Below are 23,180 nucleotides of genomic sequence, written 5' to 3' on the forward strand. Positions count from 1 at the left end.
TCAATAACTCTAAACACTCGTAATTCATTGAGACTCACTCCCTGGACTTATTTCAGAAGATCCACCAATTCGCTTTTCAGTATTATGGATATTCTGGTTGGGCATACTGCAACACTCCTGAGAGTGTCAAACTTAAAAAGCTTATAAAAGGGAAGTTTAAGAGAGTTAAGATTATCATGAGCTTATTGAGCATCTTGACCCCATCCTCCCCCTCCTGGTGTTTCTATTATTACTTCATCTTCAGGGTTTAGATCTATTGTGAATTTGCTAGGCATCTCCTCTATTCTACCATTTACTCTCTTAATTATTACTCTTCCTGGTTTTCCCGGCTCCCCACCTCTTAGTCCGTATGGTCTTCTTCTAAACCTATCTGCAAGTATTGATAGTCTTGCTGGTTTTAGCACTTTAAATGCTCTTATTATACCGTCTCCTCCTCTATATAATCCTTTTCCTCCACTATCATCTCTCATCATGTACATAGTGTACATTATTGGATAGCTTCTCTCAGCCACCTCTATGGGGGTGTTTAGAGTGTTAGTCATGTTTACGTGAACTCCACTTACACCATTCTTTCCGGGTCTTCCACCAGTTCCTCCACCTATAGTCTCATAGTAGGCCCAGTAATCTCTCTCCTTATCATAGCCTCCTATCATAACATTCATCATAGTCCCAGAGCCTGCTGCGGGAATTCTATCAGGAACTAATTCTGCTAGAGCTCTTAGAACTACATCAGCTATTCTCTGGCTAGTCTCAACATTACCACCAGCTACTGGGGCTGGCTTAATAGGATTTACTATAGTACTCTCTGGGGCTATAACTTCAATTATACTATAGAATCCTTCATTAATAGGTACATCAACACTCATGGCAACCCTTATAGCATATGATGTAGCTGAGAATGTAACCCCATAGACAGCATTTAAAGGCGCATCTACCTGTCTAGACGATCCTGTATAGTCAGCTTTTATACCATCATCTCTAACCTCTAATAATACTCTTATAGTGATATCTTCATCACCCAACTCTATATAATCCTCAGCTTTAGAATACCCTTTCATCCAGTTTTTTAAATCAAGAAGTGATAAGCTTCTACCATACTCTATAGCCTTAGACCACCCCTTAGTAACCTCTTCTAGACCGTACTTACCTATAAGCTCTAAAACTCTTCTAATCCCCATCCTATTAGCTGCTATTTGTGCATTCAAATCTCCAAGAGTTACTTTAGGAGTTTTACTATTCTCTACTATAAGCCTCATAACATCACTATCTACTTTACTTTCTCTTACGAGCTTAACAGGAGGAATTATTAAACCCTCCTCATATATAGTTCTAGCATTTGGATTCATACTACCTGGTATGGGTCCTCCTACATCTACTTGATGCGCTTTATTAACTACGTATGCTATAATCTCTCCCTTATAGTAGATTGGAGCTAACATCATAACATCATTCAGGTGAGTTCCAGAGATATAGGGATCATTGAGTACAATCATGTCTCCTTCATCAAGGCTAACACTATTATCCTTAAGCCATCTTAAAACGTTTGAGACTCCAACTCTAAATGATCCTAGATGTACAGGTATATGCTCAGCTTGAGCAACTATAAGCCCTCTAGAGTCTAAGACTGCACAGCTGTGATCCATTCTCTCCTTAATATTAGGTGAGAACGCTGATCTCTTAAGAGCTACACCCATCTCCTCCGCTATGAATACTGAAGCTTTATATACAATCTCCCATGAGACCACAGAGTTCACCTCTCAATTCTAAGCTCTCCAAACTCCCCAACAGTAAGCCTCCATCCATCTAGTAGTACCGTTGTTGAGTCATATTCTTCAATTAAAGCTGGACCTTCTATTACAGCCCCTACTGGTATATCATCCCTCCAGTATACAGGAACCTCTATCATCTCATCGCGGAGATGCATAAGCCTACTACCTCTAGCCTTAAACTCTCCTAAATGCTTTGGAGGCTCTATTTTAGGCTTAACCCTCGTGATTACTGCAAATACTCTAGCCACTACAACTTCAATATCTCTGTCTAGATTGAATCCGAATGTTGCTAGATGTTTTTCCTCGAAAGCTCTCCTAACATCATCTATTACAGCAGGCCTACCCACAGGGACTGTAAGCTCCCACCCTTGGCCCTCATATCTAACATCAGCATATCTAACATAGTAGTCTACTTTTCTAATCTTCTTAGCCAACTTATCTTCAAGGGCACTGTAAGCATCCTCTAGGTTAGCAGGGAAAGCCGTTCTAGCCTCAAACCTCCAATCGGCCATGAGTAAGCCTAGGGCGCTAAAAACACCTGGATGAGGTGATATTATCACTCTTCTTATGCCAAGCTCCTCAGCAATATCTAGAGCATGCTGAGGTCCAGCGCCACCAAATGCTATAAGAATGAACCCTTCGAGATCTAAGCCTCTCTCTACAGTAACGAGCCTTATAGCTCTAGCCATTTCAAGATTAGCTAAGCTTATAGCTTCTCTCGATACATCATAGGGATCTCCAAGTTTAGATAATGCTTTAATAGATGCTTCTCTCTCAAGCCTCATAGACCCTCCTAGAAGATACTCCCCAAGTCTTCCAAGTACTAGATTAGCGTCTGTTAATGTAGGCTCAACGCCACCTCTACCATAACATACGGGGCCTGGATCAGCTCCAGCACTAATAGGTCCTACTTTTAAGGCTCCAACCTCATCTCTCCATATTATTGTTCCGCCACCAGCTGAAACCTCAGCTAAATCTATGAATGGAAACCTAACAGGGTACCCTGAACCCTTAACTATTCTACCATGGTGAGACTCTCCCCCAACCTCATACTCACTTGTAATTTCAAACTCAAAGTTAACAACAGTACCTGCCTTGGCCGTCGTACCACCCATATCAAAGCTTATCACGTTAGGCTCTCTAAGCATTTTAGCAAGCTCAGCTGACGCCACAACTCCAGCTGCAGGTCCACTTTCAATAAATTGAACAGGTCTATCAATAACCTCATTAACGTCTATTAAGCCACCAGAGCTAGACATGAGGTGAACTCTTTCAACACCAAGACTCTTAAGGCCATCGCTAAGCCTACTAATATATCTGGATACTAGAGGTGTTAGTGCAGCATTAACTACGGTTGTTGAAACCCTCTCATACTCTCTAGGTTCAGGCACTACACGATGTGATAGAGAGATGAAGCTTATCATCTTACTCAGCACACTACCAGCTATAACTTCATAAATAGGGTTAATATATGAGTGAAGGAAGGTCACAGCAACACTCTCAACACCAAGCTCTTGAAGCTTTAAACCTAAAGCCTCAAGTTCATCAACACTAAGAGGTTTCACAATACCGCCTCTATAGTCGATCCTCACATCAACTTCAAACCTTAAACTTCTAGGCACTAAAGGCTTAGGCTTCTCAAAGAAAGGATCATATAGTCTAGGCCTATTCTGCCTACCAATCTCAAGAACATCGCGAAAACCTTTAGTCGTAATAAGTGCGACCCTAGGAAGCTCTAAGCCAACCTGACCTCTTAAAGCATTAGTAGCTATGGTAGATGCGTGGATAACCTCCCTAACATCACCAATAAACTTTAAACCCTCAATAACAGCAACCTCAGGGCTCCTAGGAGTTGAAAGAACCTTAAAATAACCTAGAGATCCATCACTCTTAACATATATAAAGTCCGTAAAAGTCCCCCCAACGTCTACAGCAACAATGCTCAATAGTATCACCTAGCTTTAACATTTACTTGAGGGTTTTAAATTTTTAAAAGTTCTCTGAAGAGTAAAAATTATATATTTTATCTGTCGCTAACATATTTAGATAAGGTGACATGCATATGAGCTTAGAGGAGGAGCTTAGAATAAGTTTTAAGAACCCTCTATCTCTAATTCTCACTGTAATAGCTGCATTAGTTTATATACTCTTACTTGCCATATACCAGTTTAATAAACCTGACCCTATAGCATTCGGGATGAGCGCTCCTCTAGTCTATGCGCTCACTCTGTGGATTATACTAGTTATTATTGTAATAGTATCCGCAATTAAGGTGTGGGGGTGATAAAGTTTGGTTGAAGCATGGCAGATAACTACTAGCATTCTCTTCCTCTACGTGATATTTATGATACTTATAAGTTACTATTCAACAAAGATCTTAAGAAAGTCTCTAGAAGACTTTTACCTTTTAAGTAGGAGAGCTGGATTAATAGTCCTTTTCTTAGCAATAGCCTCTACATACCATAGTGCTTTTGCGTTCCTTACTAGTGTTGCTACCTTTGCTACTACTGGAGTAACCTTCTGGATTGGATCGTTTGCTTGGACCATTCTTGCCGGTATAGTAAGTTACATCATTGGGAAGAGGGTATATATTCTAGGTAAAAATAGAGGGTATATATCACCCTCAGATCTTCTAGCTGATAGGTATAATAGTGAACTTCTCAGAGTCATAACAGCTATAGTATGGGCAATATTCGTAATAGGATACATTACAGTTCAAGCTATAGGTTTGGGAATAATAATGAGTATCGGGAGTGGTGGTAGAATATCCTATGAGATTGGTGCATTAATATTTACATTAGCAACAGCGTTATATGTAGCTATAGGAGGTCTTAGAGCAGCATACTGGACTGATGTAGCTCAAGGTATATGGATGTACCTAGGGGTATGGCTTGCTGGTTTAATAATAATGTATAAGTTCTTCCCAGGAGTCTCTGACTTATTTATAGCAGTTAGGGAGGTTAAACCCGAACTCCTAACATTGAATTGGCCTTGGCAGCTACTAGCTGGAAATATTATAGTCTTCGGAGTTGGTGTTATGATTCTCCCACACTTATGGATTAAGTTTTACGCTGCAAGAGACACATATACTCTTAAATGGTCTTCAGCTCTAACAGGTCTCTACCTTAGCAGCTATTACATACCAGCAATGTTTGTAGGTTTAACAGCTGCAGTATTAAATGTTAAAGGCGTTCCAGGAATTCTCGAGCCCGGTTTTATAAGCACGCTTACTAAAGCTTATGGATCTGCTGATGCTGTTATGGCTTACATGATATATACTCTCACACATCCAATAGTAGCTGGATTCTTACTTGCGGGAGCTGCTGCGGCAGCTATGAGCACATTAGATAGCTTTATAGGGAGCATATCAATGATACTAACGAGAGATATATACCAGAAGATTAATCCTAAAGCTAGCGAATCCTCTTTAGTTCTTATCTCAAGAATACTAATAATATTATTCGCTCTAATAGGCTGGGCTCTAGCAGTTCAGAAACCAGGCTTAATATTTGATATAACAGCTATAGCTGCAGGAGGCGGTCTCCAAGTTCTACCAGCCCTGCTACAGGCAATAATACCAAGTAAGAGACAATGGATAAATAAGTACGGAGCTATAACTGGTCTAGTAATAGGGGCTCTCACAGTGCTAATGTTTACAGTTCAAACTGCGAAATACTTTGGTATACCATCTGCGTGGGCTAAACCAGCTGGAGAAATCTCACTATATGCTCTCATAGTAAACTTCATAGTAGCAGCAATAGTATCACAAATAACCAGGAAATCTTCTTAACACGTGTCAATCTTAGCCTGAATACGTAAGATGGGTGCTCAGATTAGTAGTAGCGGCTACAATAAGTTAAGACCTCCTAATTTATCTTTAAACAACATATCTCTTACTTCTACGCTTATCTTCAGATGCCGTTTCTGAAGCGGAAAATTGTGTTCTTGATGTAAACGTTTTTCCTTATTATCTTGGTCTTGTTAATAGCTATTTCTTCTGTATTTACCAATATTTAAACATATCTATTTTGAAATCGTTAACAATGGCGCTGGGGGCGGGATTCGAACCCGCGCGACGGTTTTACCGTCACCGGCTTAGCAAGCCGGCGCCTTAACCAGACTTGGCTACCCCAGCGTACCTTCATCTTATTCATCTATAGAGGAAGTATTTAAAGTTAAATTAATAATACTTAGAAAGAAGCTACATGGGCTCATCTTTTTAGGCTCTCACTTCGTCTCATCTTAGGAGTAAAAGGATATCAGTTTTCAGTGAAGTAGCAGTTGAGCATCCCTCTAAGTCATCAAAGGATTTATAACTTGCAGGTCTTAAGAGCCAGATGTATGCAGTATAAAGTTAAGTCTCAGGCTGTTGTGCATAGAGGTTTTTTTAACCTTTAGATAAGGTATGAAGCTCCAAACCAATAAGTACCTAGAACTATCGTTCTCCAGGATGGGGAGGAGGTTCGTGAAATAAGGAGTATTTTTAAGTGAGTTTTTAATATAATTCTATTGTAGGGGCTGGTCTTGCAGATAGAAAAGTATTTTCCTTATTCATCGTTTAGAAGGGGACAGAAGGAAATTGCGGTTTCAGTGTATCAGACTATAGAAGAGAGGGGTCATTTGATAATTGAAGGGCCAAGTGGACTAGGTAAGACTGCTGCAGTGTTGGCTGGTGCTTTACCTCATGTTATAGAAAACAATGTTAGGCTTCTTTTCTTGGCTAGAACTCATCGGGAGCTTGAGAGGATTATTGATGAATTGAGATTAGTAAGCACTAAGGTTCCTGTATCAGGTGTATCATTGAGAGGTAAGCTTGAGATGTGCACGAATCTTCAAGTTATAGAGAGCAGTTTTGATCATCGATCGCATATAGAGCTTTGCAATTTGGCTGTGAAGAGTGGTAGATGTGAGTATTATACTCATACTTATGAGAAGAGTGTAGTAGATGATTTTGTTCGTAGAGCAACCGAGTTTCCTGTAAAGGCTTCTGATGCTTATGAAATGGGTAAGTTGCAAAATGCATGTCCGTATGAATTAATCAGAATTTTGTTACCGAGTAGTAAGATTATTGCTGTTAGTTATATGTATCTTGTGAGCCCAATTGTGATAAAGAATTTCATAAAAAATTTGGGTCAGGACCTCGGTAATTTTGTTGTAGTCATTGATGAGGCACACAATTTGCCAGATTTTTCACTATCCGTATTAAGTGATGTTTTGTCGATGAGAAGTTTAAGGGAAGCTATTAATGAAGCAGAACGATATAATCAAAGAGAGCTGAAAGAGTATCTGCAGTTTATTACTAATTTTCTTGAGAGTATAAGCAATAAAAATGATGAAGAATTGTTTAATACAAAATTATTCATGGATGAGGTTTATGCAGAGTTTGGGCTTCCACTTAATGTTATAGCTGATCAATGTAGAATGTATGGTGAGGAGATTAAGTATCAGTTATTAATTAGTGGGAAACATCCAAGGTCGTATATGCATCGTGTTGGTGAGTTTTTGTTGAAATTGTATGATACTGTTGATCAAAAAAATTATATCCATATTATTAATGGAAAGGCTGAAAAAAGAGCAATTGAGATCACAGCATTAGACCCAAGAGAAGCTGTTGAGCATATTTTTAAGGAAGCATTAGCCACAATAAGCATGTCAGGAACAATGAAACCTTTAGAAGCGTACACAAGTGTGGTCGGTATACCTAAAGGCATAAAATTTGTTGAAGCACCATCGCCATTTCCAGAGGAACAAGTATTAACTATCATAATAAAGGATGTCACAACTAAATATGAACTGAGGGAGACTGAAATGTATGAAAGAATGTCACGATTGATTGCTCAGATTGCTATTAATACTCCTGGTAATACTGGAGTTTTTGCAGCTTCATACGAAGTCCAGCAAGGCCTTTTAGATGGAGGATTAAGGAGTTTTCTTTCTAAACCATTATTTATAGAATTGCAAGAAATGAGTTCTAAAGATAATGATAGAATGTTGCAAGAATTTAAAATGATGGGAGATAGGGGTGGGGCTGTACTGCTTAGTGTTCAAGGCGGCCGTAATTCAGAGGGGGAGGATTATCCTGGTAGTCAAATGGACACTGTTATTGTAGTTGGAGTCCCCTTCGCTAAACCAAGCATTAAGTTAAAAGCACAGATTGATTACTATGATGGATTATTTCCAGGTAAGGGAAAATCGTTGGCATATCTTTATCCTGCAATAAGAAAAGCTGCCCAAGCTGCTGGAAGACCCTTTAGATTACTCAGTGATAGAGGAGTGATCATACTTATGGACTCAAGGTTTCTTTGGAAAGAAATCAAAGAGAATATGCCAAGTTGGATTATGAAAAACGCGAAAATAGTCAGCGCTTTATCTGAGGAGAAAATAACTCGCATGGTCAGATCATTCTATAAAGATTAAAATTTCTTCTATAATAATATAAGCACGCATACCATTATTAGTATAGGAGAATCTATGGTTGTGGTAATTGCAGATAGTAGGGAGCGCAATAGCGGCGTTCCTGAAATATTATCTAGTATGAACATTACAGTTGCCTTTAAACAATTAGACGTGGCTGATTATATAATTTCTGATGCAGTGGCGATAGAAAGAAAGAGCGCTTCTGATTTTATTTCTTCAATATTTGATGGAAGACTTTTTGATCAAGCATACCGGCTATCTAATACTTATGAACGTGCAATTATAATAGTTGAAAAAGAATTAGCAGGATTAGAAACTTTAGTAAAAAATCCTCAAATCATACGTGGTGCAATAATTTCACTTACAATTAGACATGGTGTCAATGTGATCTTTTCAAAATCGATAGAAGAAACTGCAGAGCTCATCAAATTAGCTGCAGAACATGAACAGAAAACTGGAAAAAAAATCATAATTAAGCATAAACCAAAACTATCAACAACTAAAGATTGGCAGATAAATATAATTGGAAGTTTACCAGGAATAGGGCCAAAATTAGCAGAGAGACTACTATTAAAATTTACTACTGTAAGATCAGTATTCCAAGCAAAATCCTCCGAGTTAGAAGCAATATTGGGAAGTGAACGAACAAAGAAAATATTAGAAATCATAGATGCACCATACACATCAGAATTAGGATTAAACAAAAAACTTTTAGAATTATAGTGAGCTACCTCACAGCTGAAGCGGGAGTGCTTCCAGTGTCCAGGGCAGAGCTTTAGTCTTAACTCCTCATCTGCTGGTTTTGGGAGATTCACTATCTCCTATATCACGACCCTCATTAAGGCATGGACTATGTTTATACATGCGTTCAAATCTCTGTTTTCTGCATGAGAACCCGAATTTAGCAAGCGAGTTTCACATTTAAACTTTGCCCGTTCATCCCAGCAAAGCTCTAGGTTTTCTGGACATCCATTAGATAAAGAGCAAACTTGACCATTGCCGTGGTCAACAGTTTTGGGATAGATAGGTTTAAATATTTGTTTAACTCTATTAACTCTTTGATGGAAGAAGAACTACTTAGACCAAAGGATGTTGCAAAGAAGTTCGGTATCTCAGTTAAAACGCTTTGGAAGTGGCAAAGGAAAGGCATTATTAGAGCAGTTAGGCTCCCAACTGGCAAGCTCCGCTATCCTAAGAGCGAGGTTGAGAGATTATGGAGGCAGTTAAAAGCTACAGGATCCCAGTAGAGATTCCGAAGGATTTAATCGAAGAATACTTCAAAGTTAAGCAGAAGGCTTTAGACGCAATATTCTCGCACGTTAAAATTTCCAAGAAGGCTCACCTCGAATTCGATAGAGAGGATAGGAGAGAGCTTAGAGATGAATTGCTACGGGAGTGGAAATACTCAAAGCATTACGTTGATTCAACAATGAACTCTGTCGTAGGACTTGTTAAAGGCTGGATAACATTATATAACAAGGGGAAAGCTGAAGGTAAGCCTGAGATAACTAAGAGGACAGTCTACATTAAGAGCACGCTCTTCAGCTTCAGAAACGGCATATTGAGGGTAAGCGTAGAACCTAGTAAGCGGTATCTTGAGGTTGACTTGAGTAAGTGTTCGTGGATTCCGAGAGACTTTGATAAAGTCGGTGGACTACTTATGACTGAGAGGGAGCTTATAGTAACGGTTAAGAAGAGGGTTGAGCCGAAGGCGGAAAAGTGGGCATCATTTGACGTTAACTTAACGAACATAACGGCGTTCATAGGTGGCGAAATCAAGCGCTATGACTTAAGAGAGCTCTACCATATTCACAGAGTCTATGAAACTAAGCTGCAGAGGATACAAAAGTTATCTAAGATTAAGCCCAATACATCAAAGAGACTATTAGAGAAGTACTCTAGACGTGAGGGGAGTAGAGCCAAGGACTTCATGCACAAACTAACCACGCAGGTTGCGGGGGAGCTCAAGGAGAAGAGCTGCGGAGCAATACTTGAAAACCTGAAAGGTGTAAAGAGGCGAATCCTCAACAAGTCTAAAGACATGAACAGAAAGCTCTCGAAGTGGAGCGCAAGGACGTTTCAGCTCATGCTTGAATATAAGCTGAAGTGGCTTAACCTACCAGTAAAATACGTTAACCCAGCCAACTCATCTAAAACTTGCCCAGCCTGCTCAGGAAGCATGGCTTCCTATCTGGGCAGGATGATGAAATGCGAAGAATGCGGGTTAACAATGGATAGAGATATCATAGCGGTGTTGAACCTTCAGATGCGGGGAGAAGGGTTCCCCCAGAGAGACCCCGATGAGCTAATCGAGGGGGAAGGGTTAAGTAGGAATAAAAGCAACATATGCATTCCTACTTAATCCAGAACCCATGAGGCAGAGAATTTTATACCTTGTTTTTATTAAGATGGTGTGGTGTAATAACAATGCATCATACATTCAGAGATTTTATAACAGAAAACAGGAAAAGAGGTGAGGTAATTGACATTGAAAATCGTATTTCAAGAGATTATGAGGCTGCTGCTATATTAAAAAAACTAGATGGTGGTCCAATAGTATTTTTTCATAATCTAGATGGATATAAGGCAGTTGGTAATGTTGTAAGTACACGAGAAAGGTTATATAGATCAATAGGGGTAAATGAAGAAAATTATCATAAAAAATTAAGTGACGCTATGGATTCACCGATTTCTCCTGAAGTTACGGGGAAGCCAAACGAATTATCTTTAAGAAACATTACTCTTAGGGATTTACCAGTGTTGAGACATTTTAAGGAGGATGCTGGATACTATATAACATCTGGAGTTGTTACTGCAAAAAGTGTGAAACATGGTTTTCTTAATTCATCGATACACAGGCTTCTCATACTCGATGAGAAACGAATGGCAATTAGAGTTGTTCCTAGGCATCTTTATACTATGATTAATGAAGCTAGAGAAAAAAATCAGAAATTACCTATATCAGTGGTTATTGGTGTTCATCCAGCAGTAATGATAGCTGCCAGTTCATCCCCTTCTTATGGTATAGATCATTTCAGTGTTGCTAATAAATTATTGAACGGAATGTTAAAGGTTTTTGAGTTGCCTAATGGTTCTAGAGCACCAATTGATTCTGAAATTGTTATTGAAGGTTATATAGATCCAAATGAAGTTGTTGACGAGGGTCCTTTTACTGATCTTACTGGAACGCCAGACATCGTTAGGAAACAACCAGTTGTTTACGTTACATCTATTTACACAAGAGACGATCCATGGTATTATGCATTAGTACCTAGTAGTCGTGATCATATGTTTTTTATGGGTTTTTCAAGAGAAGCACAAATTAAGAATTATATAGAAAAAATTGTACCAAGCGTAAAGAAGGTAAGACTTACTGAGGGAGGATGCGGCTGGTTAATTTGCGTGGCATCAATAATTAAAATTCGTGAAGGTGATGGAAAAAATGTTTTAATGGCTTGTTTTGCTGCTCATCCATCATTGAAGATAGCTATAGTTGTTGATGATGATATTGATCCTGATGATCCAAAACAGGTTGAATGGGCGTTAGCTACACGTTTACAACCATCAACAGGAACTATAGTAATTCCTTCAGCCACAGTCTCGTCTCTGGATCCTTCAAGTAATCAAGAACAGTCAGTAGGTAGCAAGTTAGGTCTGGATGCTACAAGGACATTATTAAAACCTAAAGAGAAATTTATGAGGTCTACAATACCTATAAATGATGAACAACTTAATAAATTAATAGGTGATAGTATTGTATCTTACAAAAGAAGAAGAGAGCATACTTAACGGTGAAAAAGGTGAAGGATTACGCAAAATGATGAAACTAGTTATCGGACTGGCAACTGTAGCAGGCGCTGAAAGATTAATTAAAATAGAAAGTGCGCATGTCTCAGGTATATCTTATGAGAACATTGGTGATGAAGGACTGTCATTTTTGGAATGGCTTATGAAAGAAAATGTCCACGTATCGGTTCCTACTACAATAAATCCAGGCGCCATCGATCTACAACAATGGAAATCTACTGGTGTTAGTGAAGATTATTATGAGAAACAAAAAAGAATTGTAGATGCATATATAAAATTGGGTGCGAAACCTACATTAAGCTGTACACCGTATTTTTTGGATAATGTGCCGTCCCCTGGTTCTCATTTAGCTTGGGCTGAATCGTCGGCAGTGATCTATGCAAACACGTTCCTTAATGTTTACACTAATAAAGAGAGTGGGCTTTCAGCTCTTGCTGCAGCCGTAATTGGCAAGACTGGATATTATGGACTTCATTTAGATGAGAACAGAAAACCGAAAGTTATCGTTAAGGTCAAAGTTGATCTTTCCTCTTCACTTGATTTTGGTATTTTAGGTTATAGAATAGGTGAATTGGTTGGCGATAGCATTCCTGCCATAATAGGAGCAATGCCTAAGTCAATTTCTGATCAAAAACAATTTTCTGCTGGGCTTTCCGCATCAGGAACTATAGGTATGGTTAAGTTTTTAGATAATACGGTGGAAGCTGAGGATAAAATTGAAATTGATGAGAAAGAGATGATGAATGTTAGAGCTAGGTTTACTTCGTTAGATATTGACGCTGTGTATCTTGGTTGTCCACATTTATCGCTTCTGGAGCTAAGAGAACTAGCAAGTTTGTTGGGTAAAAGAAGAGTAAAACAAGGAAAATCACTACTATTATATACATCGATTTCTGCCTATAAGATCGCTTATGAAGAAGGTTTTATAAAAGTTATAGAAAAGAGTGGAGCAAAGGTTTTTGCAGGAGCTTGTCCTGTTTTTAATCCGAAAAAATCAAATGGTGTTATAGGAACTGATGCAATAAAGACAGCACACTATCTTAACGTATCAAAAGGTGCACGGATATGTATCACGGAGAATATGTCTCTTATCGAATCAGTGACTGAAGTGATATAAAATGATTTTGAAAGGTAGAGTAATAAATTCTGGTAATGCTGAAGGCCTTGCATTAGTCTCTCAGAAGCCTATTTCATTTTTAGGCGACGTAAATAAGGAAAATGGGTTTGTGGTTAACAAAGAAAGTGATATTTATGGTGAGATGCTAAAAGATAGGGTTTTAGTTGTTCCACTAGGACGAGGTTCTACTGTTGGATCATGGATAATTTATGCGTTAAAGAAAAAGGGATTAGCGCCAAGTGCAATACTGATGGAGAGATCGGATTTAATAATTGCGTCAGGATGCATAGTATCGGATATTCCATTGCTTGATAATTTTAACATACCAATACACAAAATTATTAGGACTGGTGATAGACTACGAATATTAGATGATGGAACTGTTATTGTGAATCCTTAAACGGATATCCTACCTGATACTGTTGGTGATCCGAACAACTTTGAACATGCTTGATGCACCGCTTCTCTATTTTCTTTATCAGTGTATACTCTTAAGATATTTAAGTACCCTTTTAAAACATCTATTACACGAGAAACTTCTGAAACATAGTATGTGCGTAATTCACCGTCAGTTTTTACAATAGGGATTTCAGTTGGATCGGCTTCAAAACTGCCATGATAAGGTACTGATGGAAGTGAAGGAGCATCAATATAAATGGATTCCGGGCTCACACCTGCCATGCTTGATATTTCTTCTGTAGTTTTGCGCATAATATTTTCGTTAGACAGTATTTTTACTATGAACTCGTCCCCTATTATGTACTTCTTTTCATATGCCATTTTTATCAAATCTCTAGACTGAATCCTTTTTAGCATCTGACCCCCTTTGGTGCTTTCTGAAATTATAGACCATAATGTGTAATCATCCAACTTAAGATATTCTTCTGGCATATCAAATTTTAAAAGTCCATTTTCCTCCACAGCCATTTCTAGTGCTCGTATGAACATTAACTGGGCACCTCTAATAGTCTTGTGATAATAAATAGATTCAAATGATTTTACTCTTGATATTATAACCATCTCAAGCACTGAAAGAGCTGTCATATTCACTGCTAATTTATCATCAATTATCTCCATAGTATAAATAAGGCGTTCAACATCTATGCTACCATAACCTGCGCCTGTATGGTAGTTATCTCTTCTTATAAAATCAAGTTTATCAGCGTCCACGGCGCTTCTTATGATTTGTTTCATATAAGCTGGTTTATTACTCTTACCTCTTAGTGCTAATCCTGCAATCTCTTTTGGATCATATCCTAATTTCGATATTATGTCGGCTAATTCAGACTTTAGTATAATCCATTCACCAATATTTTCGTGATCTTTTTTTAAGTATTTTTCCAAGTAGTGCTCAAAAAGATGGGAAAACGGACCATGCCCGATATCATGTAAAAGTGCAGAATATCTTATCAGGGAGCCATCATCCTTAGACACTTCAATAGGTAAGTTTTTAGCAATTTCAGTAGCCACATGCATGACTCCTAAAGAATGCTCGAATCGTGTGTGAACTGCTCCAGGATATACTATATCTGCTAAAGAAAGCTGCTTTAACCTTCTTAATCTTTGAACTGGAAAACTATCAATGAGAAGCCTATCCTCGTTAGTAATTTTGATATAACCCCATATCGGATCTTTTATATAACTCCAATAATCTCTAACCATTCTAATCAATAATTCTAATATTTTTAGCCACAAATAAATTTATTTTAAGATATAACCTCTCTGTTCCAAAAGAAGTTTGATCAAGTTAACTATTCTATTGTGTGATTCCTCCACGCTATCACCTGTATATATAACTGGGTATCCTTTCTCTATAGCTCTTTCTAATAATTTTCTACGTACTTTCTTAAGAAAATTCTTCGTTTCATAACGATCTGTAAGATTGGGTTTTCTAGTAAGCGAAATTTCTGGTTCTACATCAAGAATTATAGTTAGGTCAGGTTCTATAGCATATTTATTTAAAATATGAATCCATTTTTGACTTAATCCTTGCGCTGACTGATAGGCCATGCTTGATTCTTTGTATCTATCTGAAACAACAAAGATACCATCGTTAAGAGCAGGCATTATCATATCGTAAACATGTTCAACACGATCTGCGGCAAATAGTAATGCATCGACTGCCGGGTGAGAAACAGTGGGTGATTTAAGTTTTTTCTTTATAAGGACTCCTATTTCACCTGTTGTTGGTTCTTTGGTTAGTAGTACTCGAAACCCCTGTTTCTCAAGCCATTGTGCTAAAAGATTAGACTGGGTCGTGTTACCAGCACCATCAATACCTTCAAACACAATAAATAATCCTTTTCGAGACATGAACTAATCCCATTACAAAGTATTTTGTAATGCTTTTAAATCCTTCCTTAAGAATAGTGAAACGTAAGAATATTCAATGTTATATAGTTTTTCGCATATATTATTTGTGGTGTGAAAACACTACAAAGTATTTATGATTCTAGATTATTGAGGTCTGAGCTTATCGAGCGTAGATTATATCAAGAAAACATAGCACAAACATGTATCAATCACGATACTTTAGTCATACTACCTACTGGGTTAGGAAAAACGTTAATAGCAGTCTTAATTGCGGCAAGGATTCTTGAAGAAAATCCCGAATCACAAATCTTAATTATGGCTCCAACTAAACCTTTGGTTGAACAGCACGCACGAGTTTTTAGTGATTTGCTGAAGATTGATTGGAAAAAAATAGTCGTGATGACTGGTGAGGTTCTTCCAGAAAAACGTTCCAAAATGTGGCGAAATGCTGTAATAATTTCAGCAACACCTCAGGTCGTTCAAAATGATGTAATTGCTGGTAGATGTGATGTGAGACGCTTGTCTTTAGTAGTTTTTGATGAAGCTCACAGGGCGCTCGGAGACTATCCTTATGTTTTTATTGCTAAGTACATTCGCTCAAGGAATCCTAAAGCACGCCTAGTTGGTTTAACAGCATCACCGGGATCTACAAAGGAACAAATACTAGAGGTTATGAATAACCTTATTATAAATCGAATAGAAGCACGAAGTGAACGTGATCCTGACGTTTTACCTTACGTTAAGCCTGTAGATATAGAATGGCTAACGTGTGAAATGACCCCAATAATGCAGAAAGCTAGAACATTAATTTTAAACATGATGAACGAATTAAGAGAAAAACTCCTGTCATTGGGCATAACACTTCCACCAGCCTCTGAACTAAAAAAGCGTGAACTGTTAGAATTAAAAACTAAAGTGATTGAACATGAAAACGAATTAGGAGAGAATATAAAGTTAGTTTATGCTATCGTTAATAATTTAATTAGGCTTGAACACATGCTAGAGTTATTAGAAATACAGGGTATAAAACCTCTTAGAGAATTTATAGTAAACATAGAAACATTAGCTTCTAGAAGTGGTGCAACAGGAGCCATAAAAATGTTAGTCAAAAATAGGAATTGGATGGAACTCTCTAATTTGGTTAAATTACCTGGCAATGAAGAGCATCCTAAGGTTAATTTATTAAAAAATCTGCTTAAGGAAATATACACATCAAATCCAAACGTACGAGGTATTGTGTTTACTACGATCAGAAGTGGTGTTAAAATGATTCTGGATGCTATCTCAGATATTCTCAACATTAAGGCTGAACGATTTGTAGGACAAGCTGATAAACTAGATAAGGGAATGAGCCAAAAAGAACAAATAAGAGTATTAGAGGAATTTAAAAATGGAGAAATAAATTTACTCATAGCGACAAACGTAGGTGAAGAAGGATTAGACGTGTCTGAATGTAACTTTGTCATTTTCTATGATAACCCTCCAAGTGCCATAAGAATAGTTCAACGTATGGGCCGCACGGGGAGAAAATTTCCAGGCAGAGTTTACGTACTCCTAACTAAAGGTACACGCGATGAACGTTACTATTGGGCTGGATTACAAAGAAAACGCACAATGAGAACTCTTATAAGAGAGCTTAGTAATAATAAAAATGTAATTATGGGAAAAATTGAGCAAACAAACATTGAAAAAACTAAAACCACGAGCCAAGAGCTTATCCGAGCTACACAACCTCAGACTACAATACAATCTAAGGTTTCTTTGCAAACTCAGTCACAGGAAGAACAACTTACCATATATGTGGATAACAGAGAACTACAATCAGATATAGCTAAAGAATTGATACTACGCGGTGTTGATGTGAGACCTGTAAATCTTGAAATAGGTGATTATGTATTATCAGATGAAGTTGTGGTTGAAAGAAAAACAGCTGAAGATTTCGCGAAATCAATAATAGATAAAAGAATTTTTAACCAAATAATCAATATGCGTGATGCGTATTCAAAACCGGTATTATTAATTGAGGGGTCAACATTATACGCTCCTATCATAAACGCTGAGGCTGTAAGAGGAGCCATTGCGAGTATAATTGTCGATTTCGGTGTACCAGTTATAAATGTAAAAGATGCCAATGAAGCCGCATCATTGTTCATTTCAATAGCCAAGCGTGAACAGATGGAAAAGCGCAAACAACCAACGATCAAAAGTGGAAAAAGACCAATCACACTAAAAGAACAACAAGAAACAGTTGTAGCTAGCTTACCCAATATAGACCTTACATTAGCAAAACGACTTTTAAAAAGATTCAGATCTGTAATAAACGTTTTTAATGCTTCAAAAGAAGAGCTTATGAAAGTTGAAGGGATAGGTGAGAAGATTTCCAATAAGATCAGAGAAGTCTTGGATTCAGAATACAAAAATGAAGATTAAAGATAAAAACGTTCATGCTTTATTAATACTCTCTGCTAAAGTGGGGAGATTCTCGGTTTTCAATCTAGTGTTTCATCATACCGGTCATGCATACTGTTGAAGATGGCACCTGCTATGGAGGTAAGCACGATATTCCGCTTACACGTGTTCTATCTCCATTTATTGAGTGACACGCTTAAATTAAGAAACACCAAGAGTTGATTAAGCTTATCAACAATTCATCTACTAAAGGACTAAGCTTTCAGAAATAAAGCTTCTTATTAACTTTTTTTCGATGATAATTTTTCTAATCTTTCCAAAGCTTCTAATAGTGCAAGAAGAAGCTTAGTTTCTTCATAAAGTTGATTAGTATCTTGTTCCATAGATATTGATATATTCAATTGTGATAATTTGGATGTTATTGTTTTCCTGAGGTTCTCTAAGGTTATCATAGTCTCTACTACATATTCTTCACCTTCTTTTACATAGAAGGCTCGCTTATTGCAAGAGGGACATATTATTTGTCCATCTCTTAATTTAAATAATGGTACGTGACAATCTGGACAATAATCATTAAGCATTATAGCTCCAGCCTTTAGTAACTCCGCCATACGTTTGCTCAAAACATCTGAACTCTTTTTTATACTCATGATTTTCACCCTAGATACTTATATATAAGATATTAGATGTAGCAAAAATAGTTAGCGGGGTGTAAAAAATGGCGATAACTGCAAACGAAGAAAGAATAAAACTTGCTATAACATATTTAACTCAAGTTGCAAATGATACTGATGTTCCTAGAAATATTAGAGAAGCTTGCAAAAGAGCCATCAGTTCATTAAATGACAAGAAGATTCCGTCACTAGCTGCAAGAGCTGCGAACGCTATAAATACTCTTGATGAATTGATGCAAGAACCAACAATGCCTATTTTCGCTCGTACTACAATATGGAAAGCGATATCACTACTAGAACAAATTAGAGATTAAAGGGGAATAAAGTGTACAACGTTTGCAAAAGTATAAGAAAAAGGTGAACTAGTCTAAAGTAGGTGAGAAAAAATGAAAGTCTTAACAAGAGGCATCTACTCCACAGCCCTCGCTAAATTTCTACTTGATAATGGATTTGTGCTCACACAACCATCTAAAAGAATTATAGAACGTCTCAAGATCGAAGCAATAAAAGAACCATGGGATGTAGCGATTGAGGCAAGACCATGGATCTATGGCATCACAGTATATGGTACAAAGGAAGGAGTAGAAAGAATCATAGAATCATTTCAAAAATTAGGTAAAATAACAATAAATCCCTCCATAATTCCGATCGGATCAGTATATTCTGGAGAAGTCATTGAGGCTAATTACAATACATCGATAGTTAACATAGGTTCTCATAAAGTATTTTTAAGAGGAAAGAAAAACGTCGGAGAACGTGTAATCGTTTCAATCATAAAGCCGGTCTATTCTGGTATGCCAGAAGCAACAGAAGGTATAGCTATAGCTGGAAAAACTATAATCATTTCAAAAAACTTGACTGCTGACGTATGGGGTTATGTAGAACCGCATGTTAAAGAGAACCTACTAAACTTTGTAAAAAACATAACAAAAAGTGGTTGGGGAATACTTTTACTAGATCTAGCACAATATGTAGAACCCATTTCTATACTTGAAGAATATAACTCATTAGTACGCGAAGGCAACACACTCCTCGAAAAAAGTCTCTCATTAACTCAAAAGGTTGGACAAATAAGGGATGGAATACATATCGCAAAAGTTAATTTCTCTTATGATGTAAAACAAACATTAGATAAAATCCGAAGCTCAGTGCTCCCAACAGTTTCAGGTCATCATTACATGAGGTCATTAGGCAAAGACACCCAATTGCTTGTAGACTTTGCAGAGAACTTAGTTACTAATGGTTATAATCCAGAAGATATTGGTGCGCATATGATAAAATCGTTCATAATGAACCGATTTTCAATAGGTAGTCTAGTGAAAATTAGACACTATAAACCAAACGGTGAAAGAATAGAACTTACACCCGGAAAAGTGATAAATATAGACGCAGGGAACTTTGAGGTATCCATTAGACGACAATTTTCAGAAAGTGAAGGCATATATGATGGAATTGGCGCACCAAAAGAAAAAGGAGATTATGCAATATCAACATATAAAATGGGCAGCATGATCTCTAGACATACTTATTATAATCGCAGCGGTGTAATGAAGGGTATATACATCAATATTTCAACACCTATAGAATTCACATGGGATGGAATACAATATATAGATTTGTTAGTAGATATTGTAAGAAACTATGCAGATCAGGTGGAAATAATTGATGTAAATGAGCTTAAAAAATATGTAGAAAGCGGCTATGTAAGCAAATCTTTGGCAGAGGAAGTTCTCAAAATAGCAAAAGAACAAGCCGAATTATTAAAAATAAAATAAACCTAATTAAAGATATTTATAGAAATTCATAATATTGAACTTTAATAAATATTATTGTATTGCACGTTCATATTACTGATTTGTATAATTTAGAAAAGTATATATCTATCTAAAAGATATACATACTGAGGCAAAATGACTGGAAAACTTTCAATAATAGTTTTCTCTGGAACTGTAGATAAATTACTACCAGTAGGAGTCTTGGCAACAGCTGCTGCAGCATCAGGATATGAAGTGAACTTATTCTTTACATTCTGGGGTTTGAACGCAATCAGAAAAGATATGATGAAAACTCCGCCAAGAATAAGCAAAGACTTTGAAGATATGGGTCAAATGATGATGAAAATGATGTCGGAAAAGAAAGTTCCATCATGGTATGAAATGGTACTACAGGCACGTGAAATAGGTAATGTTAAGATTTATGCATGCTCGCAAACAATGGATATAATGAACCTAAAAAAGGAAGATCTAATAGATGCAGTTGATGACGTAGTAGGCGCAGTAACATTTCTAGAAATAGCTCAGGGTGGAATCACACTTTTTATTTAGGTGATGAGACATGGAAATAAAAGCTGATAGAGTTGTTGACGCACGAGGCACGGCATGTCCAGGACCCTTAATGGAGGCGGTTCGTGTAATTAAAAAAATGAATATAGGAGAAATTGTTGAAATCCTCTCTACGGATCCTGGTTCAAAAAATGATATACCAGCATGGGCTAAAAAAGCAGGACAAGAGGTAGTAGGAATCATAGAAGAACATGGTTATTGGAGAATATTCTTAAAGAAAGTAAAATAACAACATTCCTCTAATTAAATTATTTTTTTCCATAATATTACTGCAGTGGGATCTATCTTTCTAATTTCTTCAACAATGTCTGGACCTTTTACCTCAACCACATCCGTGGGTATGTGCTCAATTTGCTCAGGTATAATCTCGATAGGATAGAGTTTTTCTTTAGGTATCTTCTTCCAAACATATATTCTAATACATTTAATTTCTGAATAGACTTTACCATTCTTAATTTTAGGCTGAAGTGTCCGACTCCAACCCACTACGTATGGTTGTCTATCCACAGCAGCTTTAAGTACAAGCCAGGTTGGATCAATATCACTATCACTCATGATCATCACCATAACTCTTATAAAAATATGAAAAATAAAGTTATTGTTGTGAAATTGACACTCTCCGCGATTAAAGTCAGGAGATTCTTAGTCGAATCATCCGATCACCTCAAGGAAACCCACGAGCTTCAGATAACATATATATCACCTTGTTTATAATGATATTCAACTCTATATTGTTTGGGATTGCTTTTAATTAGAAAATACTGAGTTAAATCTAGTTTTACGAAAAACATAAGAAGAGGAAGTTTAAAGAACTCAAGAAACTGTCGACTATAAACTTTTAATGTTTTCCTTTGATGAGTATTAACTTCGATGACATATATTTCTCCATTCTTTTTAGCTAAGCAGTCGAAATAGAAATTTTTAGTTGGTCTAAAAACTTCTTTAAACCCGAGACTAGGTAAAATTTTCTCGATTACTAAATTTTCAGCAAGTTGAGAAGCATTAGAAACCTCGTTTGCATGCCAAAATTGTCGTTCTTTCTCGTAAATCTTTCTCTTATATTCCTGAAGTTTATCTTTATGTTTGATTCGGTATTCCTGCTTCCATCTTTTGATTCTTTCTTTATGCTTTTGATAATATTGCCGTGGTCAACAGTTTTGAGATAGATAGGTTTAAATATTTGTTTAACTCTATTAACTCTTTGATGGAAGAAGAACTACTTAGACCAAAGGATGTTGCTAAGAAGTTCGGTATCTCAGTTAAAACGCTTTGGAGGTGGCAGAGGAAAGGCATTATTAGAGCAGTTAAACTTCCGACTGGCAAGCTGAGATATCCCAAGAGCGAAGTTGAGAGGCTATGGAAGCAATTAATTAAGAGCACGCTTTTCAGCTTCAGAGATGGCATACTGAGGGTAAGCGTAGAACCAAATAAGCGGTATCTTGAGGTTGACTTAAGTAAGTGTTCGTGGATTCCAAAAGACTTTGATAAAGTCGGTGGACTACTTATGACTGAAAGTGAGTTGATAATTACAGTTAAGAAGAGGGTTGAGCCCAAAAGCTGATAAGTGGGCATCATTTGATGTGAACTTAACGAACGTGATGGCGTTCATAGGTGGCGAGATCAAGCGCTATGACTTAAGAGAGCTCTACCACATTCACAGAGTTTATGAGGTTAAAAGACAGAGGATGCAAAAGTTATCTAAAATTAAGCCCAATACATCAAAGAGACTATTAGAGAAGTACTCTAAGCGTGAGAAGAATAGGGCTAAAGACTTCATGCACAAGTTAACCACGCAGATCGCGGGGGAGTTCAGGGAGAAGAACTGCGGAGCGATACTTGAAAACCTGAAAGGTGTAAAGAGGCGAATCCTCAACAAGTCTAAAGACATGAACAGAAAGCTCTCAAAGTGGAACGCAAGAACATTCCAACTCATGCTTGAATACAAGCTGAAGTGGCTTAATTTACCAACAAAATACGTTAGCCCAGCTAACTCATCTAAAACCTGCCCAGCCTGCTCTGGAAGCATGGCTTCCTATCTGGGCAGGATAATGAGATGCGAAGAATGCGGGTTAACAATGGATAGAGATATCATAGCGGTGTTGAACCTTCAGATGCGGGGAATTGGGTTCTCCCCGAGAGCCCTCAACGAATTAATCGAGGGGGAAGGGTTAAGTAGGAATAAAAGCAACAATTCACTATGTATTCCTACTCAACTCAGAACCCGTGGGTAGTTGACCTATAAATCTATTGACAATTCATTCCACAGTTGAAACTGTAAGCTTTCTTGCCAAGTTTTTATGTAATTTTGTTGTTTTATTTGAAAATATCTGAT

22 protein-coding genes and 1 tRNA gene are annotated in these 23,180 nt (G+C 37.3%); 16 read left to right on the forward strand and 7 right to left on the reverse strand.

Annotation, left to right across the window (positions count from 1 at the left end; translation table 11 throughout):
• Window positions 1-182: 182 nt before the first annotated feature.
• Entirely contained in the window at window positions 183-1,745 is a 1,563-nt protein-coding gene (locus QW128_00360) for a hydantoinase B/oxoprolinase family protein (GenBank protein ID MEM3832042.1), read from the reverse strand.
• A gap of 5 nt (window positions 1,746-1,750) precedes the next feature.
• Window positions 1,751-3,715 (reverse strand): hydantoinase/oxoprolinase family protein, encoded by a 1,965-nt coding sequence (locus QW128_00365; protein MEM3832043.1) that lies wholly within the window; start codon window positions 3,713-3,715, stop codon window positions 1,751-1,753.
• Window positions 3,716-3,831: 116 nt separating this feature from the next.
• On the opposite strand from QW128_00365, the gene QW128_00370 reads away from it, so the two are divergent.
• Window positions 3,832-4,053, forward strand: coding sequence for a hypothetical protein (locus tag QW128_00370; protein MEM3832044.1), 222 nt, complete (start codon window positions 3,832-3,834; stop codon window positions 4,051-4,053).
• 6 nt (window positions 4,054-4,059) lie between these two features.
• Entirely contained in the window at window positions 4,060-5,559 is a 1,500-nt protein-coding gene (locus QW128_00375) for a sodium:solute symporter family protein (protein MEM3832045.1), read from the forward strand.
• Between the two features lie 254 nt (window positions 5,560-5,813).
• Here QW128_00375 and QW128_00380 read toward each other — a convergent pair.
• A tRNA-Ser gene (locus QW128_00380) sits at window positions 5,814-5,904 on the reverse strand.
• A gap of 389 nt (window positions 5,905-6,293) precedes the next feature.
• On the opposite strand from QW128_00380, the gene QW128_00385 reads away from it, so the two are divergent.
• The 7 genes from QW128_00385 (at window position 6,294) to QW128_00415 (ending at window position 13,510) form a co-directional block, all read left to right on the forward strand.
• Window positions 6,294-8,186, forward strand: coding sequence for a helicase C-terminal domain-containing protein (locus QW128_00385; GenBank protein MEM3832046.1), 1,893 nt, complete (start codon window positions 6,294-6,296; stop codon window positions 8,184-8,186).
• 54 nt (window positions 8,187-8,240) lie between these two features.
• Entirely contained in the window at window positions 8,241-8,909 is a 669-nt protein-coding gene (locus tag QW128_00390) for an ERCC4 domain-containing protein (GenBank protein MEM3832047.1), read from the forward strand.
• Between the two features lie 338 nt (window positions 8,910-9,247).
• Window positions 9,248-9,433: a helix-turn-helix domain-containing protein gene (locus QW128_00395; protein MEM3832048.1), complete on the forward strand. Its 186-nt coding sequence runs from the start codon at window positions 9,248-9,250 to the stop codon at window positions 9,431-9,433.
• Complete coding sequence (locus QW128_00400; GenBank protein MEM3832049.1) at window positions 9,400-10,548, forward strand: transposase; 1,149 nt, start codon at window positions 9,400-9,402, stop codon at window positions 10,546-10,548. Before QW128_00395 ends, QW128_00400 begins: the two co-directional genes overlap by 34 nt.
• Window positions 10,549-10,613: 65 nt before the next feature.
• Window positions 10,614-11,975 (forward strand): UbiD family decarboxylase, encoded by a 1,362-nt coding sequence (locus QW128_00405; GenBank protein MEM3832050.1) that lies wholly within the window; start codon window positions 10,614-10,616, stop codon window positions 11,973-11,975.
• Window positions 11,941-13,110, forward strand: a complete 1,170-nt coding sequence (locus QW128_00410; protein ID MEM3832051.1) for an aconitase X catalytic domain-containing protein — start codon at window positions 11,941-11,943, stop codon at window positions 13,108-13,110. Before QW128_00405 ends, QW128_00410 begins: the two co-directional genes overlap by 35 nt.
• A gap of 1 nt (window position 13,111) precedes the next feature.
• Window positions 13,112-13,510 (forward strand): DUF126 domain-containing protein, encoded by a 399-nt coding sequence (locus QW128_00415; protein ID MEM3832052.1) that lies wholly within the window; start codon window positions 13,112-13,114, stop codon window positions 13,508-13,510.
• Here the strand turns inward: QW128_00415 and QW128_00420 are convergent.
• Window positions 13,507-14,772: an HD domain-containing protein gene (locus tag QW128_00420; GenBank protein ID MEM3832053.1), complete on the reverse strand. Its 1,266-nt coding sequence runs from the start codon at window positions 14,770-14,772 to the stop codon at window positions 13,507-13,509. The genes QW128_00415 and QW128_00420 overlap by 4 nt on opposite strands.
• 39 nt (window positions 14,773-14,811) lie before the next feature.
• Complete coding sequence (gene tmk / locus QW128_00425) at window positions 14,812-15,423, reverse strand: dTMP kinase (protein ID MEM3832054.1); 612 nt, start codon at window positions 15,421-15,423, stop codon at window positions 14,812-14,814.
• A gap of 111 nt (window positions 15,424-15,534) precedes the next feature.
• On the opposite strand from tmk, the gene QW128_00430 reads away from it, so the two are divergent.
• Complete coding sequence (locus tag QW128_00430) at window positions 15,535-17,853, forward strand: DEAD/DEAH box helicase (protein ID MEM3832055.1); 2,319 nt, start codon at window positions 15,535-15,537, stop codon at window positions 17,851-17,853.
• 260 nt (window positions 17,854-18,113) lie between these two features.
• On the opposite strand, the gene QW128_00435 is transcribed toward QW128_00430, so the two are convergent.
• A complete protein-coding gene (locus tag QW128_00435) occupies window positions 18,114-18,482 on the reverse strand; it encodes an Sjogren's syndrome/scleroderma autoantigen 1 family protein (protein MEM3832056.1) in 369 nt (122 codons plus the stop codon).
• Between the two features lie 68 nt (window positions 18,483-18,550).
• Here QW128_00435 and QW128_00440 point away from each other — a divergent pair, with 68 nt between their 5' ends.
• From QW128_00440 to QW128_00455, 4 genes are all read left to right on the forward strand, one after another.
• Window positions 18,551-18,820 carry a UPF0147 family protein gene (locus QW128_00440; GenBank protein MEM3832057.1) on the forward strand — a complete coding sequence of 90 codons (270 nt, stop codon included), beginning with the start codon at window positions 18,551-18,553 and terminating at the stop codon, window positions 18,818-18,820.
• A gap of 72 nt (window positions 18,821-18,892) precedes the next feature.
• The gene (locus tag QW128_00445) at window positions 18,893-20,281 is read left to right on the forward strand and encodes a DUF402 domain-containing protein (protein ID MEM3832058.1); all 1,389 of its coding nucleotides are present in this window, start codon (window positions 18,893-18,895) and stop codon (window positions 20,279-20,281) included.
• Window positions 20,282-20,416: 135 nt separating this feature from the next.
• Window positions 20,417-20,830 (forward strand): DsrE/DsrF/DrsH-like family protein, encoded by a 414-nt coding sequence (locus QW128_00450; GenBank protein MEM3832059.1) that lies wholly within the window; start codon window positions 20,417-20,419, stop codon window positions 20,828-20,830.
• A gap of 10 nt (window positions 20,831-20,840) precedes the next feature.
• Entirely contained in the window at window positions 20,841-21,077 is a 237-nt protein-coding gene (locus tag QW128_00455; GenBank protein ID MEM3832060.1) for a sulfurtransferase TusA family protein, read from the forward strand.
• 14 nt (window positions 21,078-21,091) lie between these two features.
• Here QW128_00455 and QW128_00460 read toward each other — a convergent pair whose 3' ends face one another.
• Window positions 21,092-21,403, reverse strand: a complete 312-nt coding sequence (locus QW128_00460) for a hypothetical protein (protein MEM3832061.1) — start codon at window positions 21,401-21,403, stop codon at window positions 21,092-21,094.
• A gap of 649 nt (window positions 21,404-22,052) precedes the next feature.
• Here QW128_00460 and QW128_00465 point away from each other — a divergent pair.
• The gene (locus QW128_00465; GenBank protein ID MEM3832062.1) at window positions 22,053-22,409 is read left to right on the forward strand and encodes a helix-turn-helix domain-containing protein; all 357 of its coding nucleotides are present in this window, start codon (window positions 22,053-22,055) and stop codon (window positions 22,407-22,409) included.
• A complete protein-coding gene (locus tag QW128_00470; protein MEM3832063.1) occupies window positions 22,393-23,079 on the forward strand; it encodes a transposase in 687 nt (228 codons plus the stop codon). The genes QW128_00465 and QW128_00470 overlap by 17 nt, the downstream gene beginning before the upstream one ends.
• Window positions 23,080-23,180 lie beyond the last annotated feature (101 nt).

It is taken from the genome of Thermoprotei archaeon (assembly GCA_038881895.1).
Lineage (GTDB): Archaea > Thermoproteota > Thermoprotei > Gearchaeales > WAQG01 > JAVZOV01.

What these genes read in the sequence shown, in the direction of transcription:
- QW128_00395 (MEM3832048.1), top strand. Translation starts at nt 9,248, where the DNA reads ATGGAAGAAGAACTACTTAGACCAAAGGATGTTGCAAAGAAGTTCGGT.
- QW128_00420 (MEM3832053.1), bottom strand. Translation starts at nt 14,772, where the DNA reads ATGGTTAGAGATTATTGGAGTTATATAAAAGATCCGATATGGGGTTAT.
- QW128_00400 (MEM3832049.1), top strand. Translation starts at nt 9,400, where the DNA reads ATGGAGGCAGTTAAAAGCTACAGGATCCCAGTAGAGATTCCGAAGGAT.
- QW128_00390 (MEM3832047.1), top strand. Translation starts at nt 8,241, where the DNA reads ATGGTTGTGGTAATTGCAGATAGTAGGGAGCGCAATAGCGGCGTTCCT.
- QW128_00435 (MEM3832056.1), bottom strand. Translation starts at nt 18,482, where the DNA reads ATGAGTATAAAAAAGAGTTCAGATGTTTTGAGCAAACGTATGGCGGAG.
- QW128_00370 (MEM3832044.1), top strand. Translation starts at nt 3,832, where the DNA reads ATGAGCTTAGAGGAGGAGCTTAGAATAAGTTTTAAGAACCCTCTATCT.
- QW128_00450 (MEM3832059.1), top strand. Translation starts at nt 20,417, where the DNA reads ATGACTGGAAAACTTTCAATAATAGTTTTCTCTGGAACTGTAGATAAA.
- QW128_00455 (MEM3832060.1), top strand. Translation starts at nt 20,841, where the DNA reads ATGGAAATAAAAGCTGATAGAGTTGTTGACGCACGAGGCACGGCATGT.
- QW128_00405 (MEM3832050.1), top strand. Translation starts at nt 10,614, where the DNA reads ATGCATCATACATTCAGAGATTTTATAACAGAAAACAGGAAAAGAGGT.
- QW128_00415 (MEM3832052.1), top strand. Translation starts at nt 13,112, where the DNA reads ATGATTTTGAAAGGTAGAGTAATAAATTCTGGTAATGCTGAAGGCCTT.
- QW128_00440 (MEM3832057.1), top strand. Translation starts at nt 18,551, where the DNA reads ATGGCGATAACTGCAAACGAAGAAAGAATAAAACTTGCTATAACATAT.
- tmk (MEM3832054.1), bottom strand. Translation starts at nt 15,423, where the DNA reads ATGTCTCGAAAAGGATTATTTATTGTGTTTGAAGGTATTGATGGTGCT.
- QW128_00445 (MEM3832058.1), top strand. Translation starts at nt 18,893, where the DNA reads ATGAAAGTCTTAACAAGAGGCATCTACTCCACAGCCCTCGCTAAATTT.
- QW128_00465 (MEM3832062.1), top strand. Translation starts at nt 22,053, where the DNA reads ATGGAAGAAGAACTACTTAGACCAAAGGATGTTGCTAAGAAGTTCGGT.
- QW128_00460 (MEM3832061.1), bottom strand. Translation starts at nt 21,403, where the DNA reads ATGAGTGATAGTGATATTGATCCAACCTGGCTTGTACTTAAAGCTGCT.